Source organism: Anaeromyxobacter terrae, from assembly GCF_022690685.1.
Taxonomy (GTDB): domain Bacteria; phylum Myxococcota; class Myxococcia; order Myxococcales; family Anaeromyxobacteraceae; genus Anaeromyxobacter; species Anaeromyxobacter terrae.
Map to the genome: position 1 here is coordinate 1 of NZ_JALCYY010000023.1, position 11966 is coordinate 11966.

Consider the following 11966-nt stretch of genomic DNA (forward strand, 5'->3'; position numbering starts at 1 on the left):
GGGCCGGGCTCCTGCGCGTCTCGCGGCGGCTCGCGGCGCTCGACGCCCTCGCGCCGGACGTGCCCCTCCGCGACCTCCTCGCCCGCCTCCCCGAGCGGACGCCGGCGCGCGGCGCGCGGCGGCTGCGCGCCGGGCTCGTCACCGGCTGCGTGCAGCGGGTCTTCTTCCCCGGCGTGAACGCGGCCACGGTCCGCGTGCTGGCCGCCGAGGGGGTGGACGTCGTCGCGCCGCGCCACCAGGGCTGCTGCGGCGCGCTCTCGCTGCACGCCGGGCGCGAGGACGAGGCGCGGCGGCTGGCGCGCCGGCTCATCGAGCGGTTCGAGCGCGAGGCGATCGACGTCGTCGTCGTGAACGCCGCCGGCTGCGGCTCGCACCTGAAGGACGTCGGGGCGCTGTTCGAGAACGACCCGTTCGGCCCGCGCGCCCGCGCGTTCGCCGCGCGCGTGAAGGACGTGACCGAGCTCCTCGCGGCGCTGCCGCCGCGGGCCCGCCGCGCCGCGCTCCGCGCGCGCGTCGCCTACCACTCGCCCTGCCACCTCGGGCACGCCCAGCGCGTGAACGAGCCGCCGCGGGCGCTGCTCCGGACCATCCCCGAGCTCGAGCTCGTCGAGGTCCCCGACGGCGAGCAGTGCTGCGGCTCGGCGGGCGTCTACAACCTCGTGGAGCCGGAGGCCGCCGACGAGATCGGCCGGCGCAAGGCGGAGGCGGTGCTCTCCACCCGCGCGACGCTCCTCGCGAGCGCGAACCCCGGCTGCTCGCTCCACATCCGCCGCATGCTGGCGGAGCGCGGCGCCGCTCTCCCGGCGGCTCATCCCATCGAGCTCCTCGACCGGGCCATCCGGGCCGCCGAGGACGCCGACGCCGGACGGGCGGGCGCCCCGCCGCTCCCTCGCGGCTTGTAGCGGCGCCCGGCACGCCTCAGCGTTCGAGGCGTGGCGGAGCTCTCGAGCAAGGTCCAGAACGCGCTCGACGAGGCGCGGATCCTGGTCCTCGGGATCCAGGTGCTCGTGGGGTTCGACTTCCGGGCGTTCTTCGAGCCCGGCTTCGAGGCGCTGCCGGGCTGGGCGAGGGCCCTGAAGCTCGCGACGCTCGTCACGCTGCTCGCGGCGCTCGCGCTCGTGGTCCTGCCTTCGCCGTGGCACCGGCTCGTGGAGGGCGGCGAGGACACCGAGGGGATCCATCGGGTGACCCTCCGGGCGGTCTCGATGGCGCTCCTGCCGTTCGCGCTCGGGCTCGCCGGCGACGTCGCGATCGGGATCCAGCCGGTCGCGGGCGCTCGCGGCGCCGCGCTCGCGGGCGTTGCCGTCGCGCTCGCCGCGATGGGCGCGTGGTACGTCGCGACCGGCATCGCGCGCGGGAGACGTCCGGCGCGGGGGGAGGGCAGGGACGTGAGCGACACGAGCGTCGAGAAGAAGATCCGGCACGTGCTCACGGAGGCGCGCATGGTGCTCCCCGGCGCGCAGGCGCTGCTCGGGTTCCAGCTCGCGGTGATGATGACGCAGGCGTTCCGGGAGCTGCCGCGCGGGGCGCAGTGGGCGCACGTCGGCGCGGTGGGGCTCGGCGTCCTCACCGTCGTCCTGCTCGTCGCGCCCGCCGCCTGGCACCGCATCGTCGAGCGGGGGGAGGAGACGGAGGCGTTCCATCGGGTGGCGACGCGCTTCGTCCTCGCGGCGATCCTCCCACTCGCGGCGGGGCTCGCGACCGATCTCGGCGTCGTGACCTACCGGCTCCTCCCCGGAGCTCCGCGCCTCGCCGTCGCCGTCGCGGGCGCAGCGTTCGCGCTCCTGGCCGCCACCTGGTTCGGGCTGCCGCTCGCGGCGCGCGCGCTGCGCCGCGGCCGGCCGCGTGAGGTCGCGGAGGCGTAGGGCGCGGTCTCGGATCGGTCCCGGCCCTCTCAGCGCCGCCCGGCCTCGAGCTCGCGGATGGCGCGGCGCGCGAGGTCCCCCGCGCCGCAGCGCTGGCCGAGCTCGCGCATGACGCGGGCGAGCGCGCCGTCGGGCTCGGGGAGGGGCGGCTCCGCGGCGGCGAGCGCGCGCAGGGTCTCGAGCCCGGCGGGCGCGCCCGAGTCGCCGAGGGCGCGCGCCGCGAGCCGGCGCCGATCGCAGCGCTCCGAGCGCGCCTCGCGCTCCAGGGCGGCGAGCGCCGCAGGGCTACCGGCGGCGAGGGCGCGCGACCAGGCGATGAAGGCATCCGGCAGCCGCTCCGGCGCGTCGCGCTCCGCGCGCGCGGCCTCGAGGAGCCCGCCGAGATAGAGGACCTCCGGATCTCCGGGGCCGCGCCGCGCGACGAGCGCGGTGATCCGGTCCTCGGCGTCCGCCATGCGCCCGGCCGCGATGAGCCGGTGGGGCGACGGCCGCAGCGCCGCCCAGGAGAGCGCGATCGCCGCGGCGAGCGCGATCGCCGCCGCCGCCTTGAGCGGCCCGCTGCGCCGCGCGGAGGCGAGCGCGGTCCGGACCCAGGGCGGCGGCGCGAGCTCGGACGGGACGGGCGAGGCCGCGGGGGGCGCCAGGGGCGGGGCCGCGAGGGCCCGGCCCTCGAGGATCTCGATCAGCTCGGCCGCGCTCTGGGCGCGGAGATCGCGGTCCTTCTCCGTCGCGCGAGCGATGAATCGCAGGAGCGCCGGGTGTCCGACGAGCGACGGGAGCTCGCGCGAGGGCGAGGGGATCGGCTCGTAGGCGTGGGCGCGCAGGAGCGTCAGCGGATCGTGCGTCGGGAAGGGGTGCCGGCCCGTCGCGAGCAGCCAGGCGATGACCCCCGCGCTGTAGAGGTCCGCGCGGTGATCCACCTCGCCCCCGACGGCCTGCTCCGGCGAGAGGAACTGCGGCGTGCCGACGACGAAGCCCGCCTCGGCAGGGTCCGCCGACGGGGCGGGCTCCGCCAGCTTGGCGATCCCGAAGTCCAGGATCTTGAGCCGCTCCTCGCCGTCCGGCAGCGGGACGAGCCACAGGTTGTCCGGCTTCAGGTCGCGGTGGACGATGCCGGCGCGGTGCGCCGCGTCGAGCCCGGCGAGGAGCTGGCGGAGGAGCTCCGTCACGCGGGCGGGCGGAAGACGCTCCTCCCGCCGCAGCCGCTCGCGCAGCGACTCGCCGGTGAGGAGCTCCATCACGAGGTAGAGCCCGCCGCCGGGCGCGTCACCGAAGTCGAGCACGTCCACGACGTGCGGCGAGGACAGGCGCACCGCGATCTGGGCCTCGCGCCGGAAGCGCTCGACGTCGCGGGGGCTGTGTGCGACCTCCGGCCTCAGGATCTTCACCGCGACGGCGCGCCCGATGCGGACGTTCTCCGCGCGCCAGACGCTCGAGGTCCCACCCTCGTCGAGGAGCGCCTGCAGGAGGTAGCGCCCGTCGAGCAGCAGGCCGGGGCGGATCGACTCCTCCTCGAGCGGCCCGACCCGCGCTGCGGCCGCGTCGCGCGCCTCGGCGGCGAGCTCGAGCGTCTCCCGTGGTGTCACCGGTGCCCTCCGCAGGCGGTCGTCGCGCCGCGGCGATGGAACGCACGGTAGCCGGTCCTTCCGGCGACGAGAAGCCGCAGGAAGACGGGACGCGGGGTGGGGCGCAGCTCTCGGGCGCGGCCCCGTGTTCGGACTGCAAGGTGCACAGGACCCCGCCCGGGACCGGTTTCCGGGAAGGGTGCGCGCGGCCGTCGCCTTTTAGGATAGCTCGTCGGAGGTGGTGGTGATCCCCGCGGAGCTCGTCAGCTTTCTCGAGTCCGGTCTCTCGATGCTCGTCGCCACGCGCGACGCACGGCTCTCGCCGGACGCGACGCGCGCCGTGGGAGCGCGCGTGGAGAAGGGGGGTGCCGAGCTCACCGTGTTCCTGCCCTCGGCGACCTGCGCGGAGGCGCTCGCGAACCTGAGCGACAACGGGCGGATCGCGGTCTGCTTCTCGCGCGCCGCCGACCATCGCTCGGTCCAGGTGAAGGGGCACGCGCTCGAGGTGCGCGAGGCGGCGGCGCACGAGCGCGGACGCGTGGAGGGGTACCTCGGCGCGCTCGCCGAGGCGTGGGGATTCGTCGGGCTCCCCGCGAGCGCCACGCTCCGGCTCGCGCACTGGCCGTGCCACGCCGTGCGCTTCCGCGTCGAGAGCCTGTTCGTGCAGACGCCCGGGCCCGACGCAGGGGCCCCGCTGGGCGAGGTCGCTGGGCGCGCGCCATGATCCGGCTCGAGGAGCTCGGCCCGTGCCTCCAGGGCATCGTGCCGGCGCAGATCGCGACCTGCGGCCGGGACGGCGAGCCGAACGTCACGTACCTGTCGCAGGTCCACTACGTCGATCCTGGGCGGGTGGCGCTCTCCTGCCAGTTCTTCAACAAGACCCGGCGCAACGTCGAGGAGAACCCGCTCGCCTCCGTGCTGCTCTACCACCCCCTCACCTTCGAGGCGTACCGGCTGCGCCTGCGCTTCGAGCACGCGGAGACCGAGGGGCCGCTGTTCGACGCGATGGCCCTGCGGATCCAGGCGATCGCCTCGCACACGGGGATGACGGGCGTGTTCGCGCTGCGCTCGGCCGACGTCTACGAGGTGCTCTCGGTGGAGCGGGTGGAGGGGTTCCTCCTGCCGCGCGATCCGGCCCTCGAGGAGGCCGCGCCGTCGCTGCCAGCGGGGCCGCTCACGGAGCTGCGCGGGCTGCAGGTCGTCTCCGACCGCATCGCCCGCGCGCCGGACCTCGCGGCGCTGCTCGCCGGCGCGCTCGAGGCGCTCGACACGATGTTCGGGTTCTCGCACGCGATGGTGCTCGTCCCCGCAGGTGGGGAGGAGCTCGTCGCGATCGCGAGCCATGGCTACGGCGAGGCCGGCCTCGGCGCGCGGGCGCGGCTCGGGGCGGGGATCATCGGCTGCGTGGCGCAGCGGCGCCGGATGCTCCGCGTCGCGGGCGTCGGGGCGGAGCTGCGCTACGGGCGCGCGATCCGCGAGCGCGTGGCGGCCTCCGGCGGCGGCGCGCTCCCCCCGGAGCTCCCGCTCCCCGGCCTCGCCGACGCGCAGGCGCAGCTGGCGCTCCCGCTGCTCGCGGGGGACCGGCTCGTGGGCGTGCTCGCCTTCGAGAGCCGCGACCCGCTCTGCTTCGACGACTGGGACGAGGCCTTCCTCGGGATCGTGGGGAACCAGATCGCGGCGGGGATGGATCGCGTGCAGGCGGTCGCCGCAGACGCCGACGGCGGCGCGCCCCCGCCCCGGGCGCCCCCGGCCGAGGGGCGCAGGCGCGTCTTCTGCTACTACTGCAACGACGACTGCGTCTTCGTCGACGGAGAGTACCTGGTCCGCAACGTGCCCGGCCGGATCCTCTGGAAGCTGCTCGGGCAGCACCGGCGAGAGGGGCGCACCGAGTTCACGAACCGCGAGCTCCGGCTCGACCCCGGCCTCGGCCTGCCGCCCGTGAAGGACAACCTGGAGAGCCGGCTCATCCTGCTGCGCCGGCGCCTCCAGGAGAGGTGTCCCGACGTGCGGCTCGTGCCGGTGCGGCGTGGCCGGTTCACGCTCCAGCTCGACTGCGCCGTGTCGCTCGTCGAGAAGGAGTGCGGGTGACCGACCGGCGCGCGGAGCGGCCGAGCGCATCGCGCGATCACCTCGCGGGCTTGGCGTCCGCGAGGGCGGGCGGGCGCGGCTCCGGCACCCGGTTCTTGATGGCCGGGATCGAGCGCAGGTAGGCGAACACCGCGCGCAGGTCCGCGTCGGTCATGGCGCCGACGTTCTGCACCGGCATCGGCGGGAGGATCGGCCGCCCGCGGCCCATGTGGCGACCCGAGCGCATCGCGTCGACGAAGTCCTTCTCCGTCCACTTGCCCATGCCGGTCTCCGCGTCCGGGGTCAGGTTGGCGGCGAAGCTCACCCCCCACGGCCCGGCCCAGGCCGTCATCGTGCCGGCTCCCGTGACCATCCACGGGCCCTCCGCCGACGCCGGGGCGGGCGGCATCGTCAGCTGTTCCGGATGCCCGGAGAGCAGTCGCGTCATGTCCGGCTCGGGGGGACCGTTCTTCCCGGGCTTCCAGGGCGTATGGCAGTCGTTGCAGCCGGCCACGGTGACGAGGTACTTGCCGCGCGCGACGTCGCCTCCCGCGTCCGCGCTCACGCGGGCGAGCGTGAGCGCGGCGATCAAGACTGCGGCGCCGCCGAGGGTGACGGGGATGATGCGCTTCTTCATCGGGCTTCCTCCTGAGGTGGGGGGTTGCGAGAGGGGACCGCGTCGGGTGGGAGCTCACGGATGAACGTGGAGACGAGCGCGACGGCCGCCTCGTCGACGGCGTGGGTCCCGAGCGGCGGCATCTGGACGAGCGGATCGCGCGAGGCCATGCGCGCGAGGAGGACGCTCTGCGCGGGCTGGCCGGGGAGGATCCGGACGGGGGCCTCCCCGGCGCCCGCGTGACGGAAGCGGCTCGGCACGCCGACCGTCGTCGCGAGGGGCACGTCCGGCGCACCGCCCGGACCGACGCGCTGAACGAGCGAGAGCCCCAGGGTCGCGAGCGGCCCGCGCGCGTCGTGGCAGGTGCCGCAGTTCGCGTGCAGATAGCCGAGCGCGGCGCGGGCGCGCGGCGTCGGCGCGGCGATCCGCGGCGGCCGGTGGAGGAGCGCCTCGGGCAGGCTGCGGACGAGCCCGCGCGCGACGAGCGCGGGCAGGTCGACGTCGTTCGCCCCCGGCCGCTCCGCGTGCGCAGCGAGCGGATCGCGGTCCGGAGAGAGCTGCAGCGCCGAGAACCCGAGCACCGGCGAGGGACCGCCCTCGTGGCAGGCGCGGCAGTCGTAGACGGACGGGATGTCGTGGGGGATCCCCGGGCGGCTCTCGGCCGCGGCGCGGATTCCACGTTCGGGGGCGAGCACCGCGCCGGAGCCGTCGGCCGTCCAGGCGTAGGCCGCGAAGATCCACGAGCCGTCGGCCGCCCGCTCCATGTAGCGGGTCTCGACGCGCCGGCCGAAGCTGAACTCCTTCCAGATCCGGGTGCCGATCGGGAAGACCCAGGCGTCGGGGTCCGAGGCGTCGATCGCGGATCCGGGCGGCAGGCGGATCCAGCGTCGCTTCGACGCGCCGTCCGACCAGAGCGGGTACTGGGGCGTGTAGGGGAGCACGTCGGGGGCGACCCGACTTGCCGCGGCGTCGGCGTAGAGGCCGGTGTCGGCGAGGCGGGCGGGCGCCCTCGCGGCGGACCTCTCCACCGCCGCCGCCGGCTCGGGCGCCGCGCCGGCGGCGCTCTCGGCGCCGCCGCGGAGGAGGAGCGCGGCGGCGAGAACCGCGCCCGCGGGGGCCAGCGCGGAGAAGCGCCGCCTCGCGCCGCGTCGAAGCCCCTCCCGACCCGTCCCCCGCATCGCGCCTCCGCGCCGGCGGTCCGCCGCGCCGTGCGTGCGCAATGTGCCTGCGGAGCGGGTGAGCCCGCTTCCTAAATGATCCCTCCGCGCTTCCTAAGAAGTGCCTAACCGCGGCGCGTCAGGGTTAGAACGTAGCCCGTGAACACCTTCAGCTCCATCGGGGCCCACCCCGCGCTCCTCCCCGCCCTCGACCGCCGCGGCTACGCCGAGCCGACGCCGGTCCAGGTCGCCGTCCTCGACGCCGCGCACCGCGGCCGCGACCTGCTCGTCTCGTCGCGCACCGGCTCGGGCAAGACGATCGCCTTCGGCCTCGCCGTCGCCGAGACGCTCCTCGACGGCGCGCAGACGTTCGGCGAGGCGGGGGCGCCGGGAGCGCTCGTCGTCACGCCGACGCGCGAGCTCGCGATCCAGGTGCAGCGCGAGCTCGCCTGGCTCTACGCGGACGCCGGCGGACGCGTGGCGTCGTGCGTCGGCGGCATGGACGCGCGGCGCGAGGCGCGGGTGCTCGCCGACGGGGTGCACCTCGTCGTCGGCACGCCGGGACGGCTCGTCGATCACCTCGAGCGCGGCGCGCTCGATCTCTCGGCCGTGCGCGCCCTCGTCCTCGACGAGGCGGACGAGATGCTCGACATGGGCTTTCGCGAGGAGCTCGAGAAGCTCCTGGGCGCGGCCCCCCCGGACCGGCGCACCGTGCTCTTCTCGGCCACGCTGCCGCGCCCCATCGTCGAGCTCGCGAAGCGCTACACACGCGAACCCGCGCGGGTGGCCGCGACGCCCGCGGGCGAGGCGCACGCCGACATCACCTACCGCGCGCACCTCGTCGCGGCGCGCGAGCGCGAGCACGCGATCGTGAACGTCCTGCGCGAGGCCGATCCGCCGAGCGCGCTCGTCTTCCGCGCCACGCGCGAGGCCGTGCAGCACACCGCCGCGGGCCTGGGAGAGCGGGGGTTCGAGGTGGTGGCCATCTCCGGCGAGCTCACGCAGGCGGAGCGGACCCGTGCCCTGAAGTCGCTCCGCGACGGCCGCGCGCGCGTCCTCGTCGCGACCGACGTCGCCGCCCGCGGGCTCGACCTGCCGGGCATCGCCCTCGTGCTGCACGCGGACCTGCCGCGCGACGCCGAGGCGCTCCAGCACCGCAGCGGCCGGACCGGGCGCGCAGGGCGGAAGGGCGTGGCGGTGCTGCTCGCCGCGCCGCCGGAGCGCTACCGGCTCGAGCGGATGCTGCGCGAGGCGGGGGTCGCCGCGCAGTGGACGGCGGTGCCGACCGCGGAGGCGATCCGCGCGGGCGACGCCGAGCGGCTCGGGGCGGACGTCGTCGCGCTCGCCGCGGACGCGCCGGAGGAGGATCTCGCCGCGGCGCACCGGCTCGTCGAGACGCGCTCCGCGCTCGAGCTCGCGGTCGCGCTCGTGCGGCGGGACCGGGCGCGCCAGCCCGCGCCGGAGGAGCTGCCCGAGACGGCTCGCGCCGCTCGCGAGGCGCCCGCCGGCGCCGGCGAGAGGCGCGCTCCGCGGGCCGGGCCTCCCAAGGACGCGGTCTGGTTCCGGCTCTCCCTCGGCCGCTCGCGCCAGGCGGACCCGCGCTGGATCCTCCCGCTCCTCTGCCGGCGCGGCGGCGTGACCCGCGACGACATCGGCAAGATCGTCATCCAGGCCGGGGAGACGCGCTTCGAGGTCGCCGCCGCGGTCGCCGAGCGGTTCCTCCGCGCCGCGCAGCGCCCCGATGCGCGCATGCCCGACGCCCGGATCGAGCCGCTCGGCCCGCACGCGCGCGCCGGGGAGCCGAGGCACGCGGCGCGGCCGCACGGTGCCGAGGGGCCGCGCCGCTACGAACGCGCGCGAGGGGAGGGCGCGCCGCCGCGGCGGATCGCGCCGGCCACGAAGCGGCGGGGGCCGCGGTAGCCGCGCGGGTACGCGTGCGCGAGCCTCCGCCTCCGCGCTAGAACCGCGCGCGTGAGCCTCCGCATCGCCGTCATCGGCCACGTCGAGCACGTCACGATCGGCCGCGTCCCCGCCGTGCCCGCGCCGGGCGCGATCGTCCACCTCGAGGGCCCGCGCTCGTTCCCGGGGGGCGGGGGTGGGGTCGCGTTCTGGCAGCTCGTCCGCAGCCCCGCGGAGCTGCACCTGTTCACGGCGATCGGCGACGACGCCGCGGGCGACGCCGTCGCGGCCGAGCTCGCGACGAGCGGCGCTCACCTCCACGCGGCCCGCCGGGCCGAGCCCCACACGCGCGCGATCGCGATGGTCGACCCGGCCGGCGAGCGCACGATCGTCGTCGTGGGCGAGCCGCTGCATCCCCGGGCCGAGGACCCCCTGCCGTGGGGCGCCCTGGCGGGATTCGACGCCGCTTACTTCACCGCGCAGGATCCCGCCGTGCTCCGGGCCGCGCGCGCGGCCCGGGTGCTCGTGGTGGCCGCCCGGCGCCAGCCGTCGCTCGCGGCGTCGGGCGTGCGGGCGGACGTGGTGGTCGGCAGCGCGCGCGATCCGCGCGAGGCGAGCCGGCGCGCCGACTACGCGGTGCCGCCCGCCGCGCTCGTGCTCACCGACGGTGCGCGGGGTGGCCGCATCGAGACGGAGGAGGGGCTCGCGGTCTTCGAGGCGCCGCCCTCGCCACCGGCAGGTGGGGGCGCCTACGGCGCGGGGGACAGCTTCGCAGCGGCGCTCACGTTCTTCCTCGCCGCGGGCGTGCCGCTCGCGGAGGCCTGCGCTCGCGCCGGGCACCACGGCGCGGCGGTGCTGGGCGGGCTCGATCCACGCGCGGGGCAGCTCCGGCTCGAGCTGCCGCCGCGCTGAGCGGAGGCGGCCGTTCGCGGCGAGGTCGAGGTCGGGGGTCCGCGTCGCCCTCTGAACTCGGCCGCTCGTCCCGACAGGCTCTCGGGACGAGCGGCCCCCTCTCCAGCGTCAGTACCGGACCTGCAGCTGCGGCAGCAGGATCGCGTCCTGCGCGTCGACCTTCAGGATCGACCGGGAGAGGTCGAGGTGCACGACCGCGTGGCCGCGCAGCGCGAGCCACTCCGCCGGCGCGTCGAACTCGATCGGGAGGCCGCAGACGTCGAGCGCCCCCGCCTCGGCGCCCTCCTCCCACGCCCCCACGTCGTCGAGGACGATGCGGACGTGCGCCACGGTGCCCGGCGGCGGCAGCGCGAACGTGCCGAGGTCCCAGGCCTGATCGGCGCGGGTCAGGTCCATCGTGGTGACGCGGCTCAGGTCGATGGCGAGCGGCGCGCCGTCCACCTCGATGGAGACCTCGGCGAGGTCGAGGACGACCGCGTCGAAGCCGGGGTTGGCGACGCCGAGGAGTCGCAGGCTCGCGAGCTGCGGCTCGGTGGACGCCGTCGGATCGGTGGTGCTGTTCGAGACGTCGGGCGGGGGCGTCGTCGGGCTCTCGATCGCCGGCTGCCCGGGCGCTCCGGGAGGGGCGGCATTGCTCTTCGGGCCGGTGCCGCCGCAGGCGATCGCGGCGAGGGAGAGGAGGAGGAGGCCACTCTCGAGGGTTCGGGTCATGGTCGGTTCCTCCTTCACGGGCTGCAGCTCTCGCCGGTCGGCGAGGTGGGATCGACGGCGATCTGTCGGGCATCGACGGGTTGCGCCGGGCCCACCACGAACCCGTCGGGGAACGGCAGCGCGTCGCCCTGCTCGTTGAAGGCCGTCAGGTCGTCGACGAGCCCCTTGATGTCGCCGCACGCCGTTCCGCCGAGGGCCGAGACGGCCTCGGCCACGAGCGGCGTCGTCGTCCCGAACGCGCGCGTGTTGCAGATCGCGGTCGCGGTCTGGTGGGCGAGCAGGACGCGGAAGCGCCCGAGCGCGTCGCGCGGATCGCCTGACGGGTAGCGCGCCGGGCTCGACCAGAGCAGGCCGAGCAGATCCTCGAGGGAGTCGAGGGTCACGAACCCGAGGTCGATGGGGCCGCCGGCGATGCAGGCCGTCGCCGCGTCGACGTGCGTCTTCCAGAACCCGAGCGTCCGGGTGGCGCCGCTCGGCGGGGGCGGGGGCGGGATCGCGGGGGGCTTGCACACCACCCGCGCGGTGCACTGCGCCTCGCCCTGGTCCCACCCGGCCGCGAAGCGGTTGTCGAGCCGCGCGCAGCCGCCCGCGGTCGAGCACGACATGCCGGCCTCTCCGGCGAGCGCGACGCACTCCTCGTACGAGGCGATCGTGAGCCCGTACTCGAAGGTGCGCGATCCGCCGACCGGGAGCGCGAGGTCGAGCTCCAGGCGCGGCGGGTCCATGAACCGATCGCTCACCCACTCGACGATGGAGACGTCGGTGGGGTGCACGTTCCGGACGGTCGCCTGGAACGTGAGGGTTGCGGGATAGGAGTCGACCTCGGCGACGGCCGCTCCGTTGACGGTCTTCTCGCACACGAGCTCGTGTGCGCGGGCCAGCGGGGCCGCGAGCATGATCGCGGCGACGCCGGCCCACCTGCAGGCTTGTCTCACGTGGGATTCTCCCTCGCTCCCGGAGAGCGGGAGCTGGCGGGGGCCCGTTCATGCGTCGTGCCGGTGGGCGCAGGTAGGCTCGAACGCACATTCACGCACCGGACGGCCGGACGAGAGGAAGTCCGGTGCCCACCGCGTGGCAACGGACGGGAACCGCTGGGCACGCTCGTTCCCTCGAGCCGCGAGCGGTCGCAGAACGGAGTGCGCGAGCGCGAGCGGCCGAGCGCCCGCTGGCCGCC

11 protein-coding genes are annotated in these 11966 nt (G+C 76.4%); 6 read left to right on the forward strand and 5 right to left on the reverse strand.

Features of this window, described 5'->3' with window-relative positions; translation table 11 throughout:
• Together MNY62_RS12055 and MNY62_RS12060 are read left to right on the forward strand one after the other, a co-directional pair.
• The coding region (locus MNY62_RS12055; protein ID WP_242344426.1) for a (Fe-S)-binding protein at positions 1-902 on the forward strand (902 nt) is incomplete at its 5' end.
• Positions 903-932: 30 nt separating this feature from the next.
• Complete coding sequence (locus MNY62_RS12060; protein WP_242344427.1) at positions 933-1865, forward strand: DUF6328 family protein; 933 nt, start codon at positions 933-935, stop codon at positions 1863-1865.
• 29 nt (positions 1866-1894) lie between these two features.
• Here the strand turns inward: MNY62_RS12060 and MNY62_RS12065 are convergent, their stop codons facing one another.
• The gene (locus MNY62_RS12065) at positions 1895-3451 is read right to left on the reverse strand and encodes a serine/threonine-protein kinase (RefSeq protein ID WP_242344428.1); all 1557 of its coding nucleotides are present in this window, start codon (positions 3449-3451) and stop codon (positions 1895-1897) included.
• A 217-nt stretch (positions 3452-3668) separates the two neighbouring features.
• On the opposite strand from MNY62_RS12065, the gene MNY62_RS12070 reads away from it, so the two are divergent.
• Both MNY62_RS12070 and MNY62_RS12075 read left to right on the forward strand, forming a co-directional pair.
• Complete coding sequence (locus MNY62_RS12070; RefSeq protein ID WP_242344429.1) at positions 3669-4154, forward strand: pyridoxamine 5'-phosphate oxidase family protein; 486 nt, start codon at positions 3669-3671, stop codon at positions 4152-4154.
• Positions 4151-5518 (forward strand): GAF domain-containing protein, encoded by a 1368-nt coding sequence (locus tag MNY62_RS12075; RefSeq protein WP_242344430.1) that lies wholly within the window; start codon positions 4151-4153, stop codon positions 5516-5518. The genes MNY62_RS12070 and MNY62_RS12075 overlap by 4 nt, the downstream gene beginning before the upstream one ends.
• A gap of 37 nt (positions 5519-5555) precedes the next feature.
• Here the strand turns inward: MNY62_RS12075 and MNY62_RS12080 are convergent, their stop codons facing one another.
• Together MNY62_RS12080 and MNY62_RS12085 are read right to left on the reverse strand one after the other, a co-directional pair.
• On the reverse strand, positions 5556-6134 hold the full coding sequence (locus tag MNY62_RS12080; RefSeq protein ID WP_242344431.1) for a c-type cytochrome: 579 nt from the start codon (positions 6132-6134) through the stop codon (positions 5556-5558).
• Positions 6131-7291, reverse strand: coding sequence for a hypothetical protein (locus MNY62_RS12085; protein WP_242344433.1), 1161 nt, complete (start codon positions 7289-7291; stop codon positions 6131-6133). The genes MNY62_RS12080 and MNY62_RS12085 overlap by 4 nt, the downstream gene beginning before the upstream one ends.
• A gap of 138 nt (positions 7292-7429) precedes the next feature.
• Between MNY62_RS12085 and MNY62_RS12090 the strand changes: the two genes are divergently transcribed.
• On the forward strand, positions 7430-9190 hold the full coding sequence (locus MNY62_RS12090) for a DEAD/DEAH box helicase (RefSeq protein WP_242344434.1): 1761 nt from the start codon (positions 7430-7432) through the stop codon (positions 9188-9190).
• Between the two features lie 51 nt (positions 9191-9241).
• A complete protein-coding gene (locus MNY62_RS12095; protein WP_242344436.1) occupies positions 9242-10081 on the forward strand; it encodes a PfkB family carbohydrate kinase in 840 nt (279 codons plus the stop codon).
• Between the two features lie 108 nt (positions 10082-10189).
• On the opposite strand, the gene MNY62_RS12100 is transcribed toward MNY62_RS12095, so the two are convergent.
• Both MNY62_RS12100 and MNY62_RS12105 read right to left on the reverse strand, forming a co-directional pair.
• Positions 10190-10792 carry a hypothetical protein gene (locus MNY62_RS12100; RefSeq protein WP_242344438.1) on the reverse strand — a complete coding sequence of 201 codons (603 nt, stop codon included), beginning with the start codon at positions 10790-10792 and terminating at the stop codon, positions 10190-10192.
• A gap of 14 nt (positions 10793-10806) precedes the next feature.
• Positions 10807-11727 carry a hypothetical protein gene (locus tag MNY62_RS12105; RefSeq protein ID WP_242344439.1) on the reverse strand — a complete coding sequence of 307 codons (921 nt, stop codon included), beginning with the start codon at positions 11725-11727 and terminating at the stop codon, positions 10807-10809.
• Positions 11728-11966 lie beyond the last annotated feature (239 nt).

Coding starts and splice junctions, on each gene's coding strand:
- MNY62_RS12075 (WP_242344430.1), top strand. CDS start 4,151: ATGATCCGGCTCGAGGAGCTCGGCCCGTGCCTCCAGGGCATCGTGCCG.
- MNY62_RS12085 (WP_242344433.1), bottom strand. CDS start 7,291: ATGCGGGGGACGGGTCGGGAGGGGCTTCGACGCGGCGCGAGGCGGCGC.
- MNY62_RS12080 (WP_242344431.1), bottom strand. CDS start 6,134: ATGAAGAAGCGCATCATCCCCGTCACCCTCGGCGGCGCCGCAGTCTTG.
- MNY62_RS12100 (WP_242344438.1), bottom strand. CDS start 10,792: ATGACCCGAACCCTCGAGAGTGGCCTCCTCCTCCTCTCCCTCGCCGCG.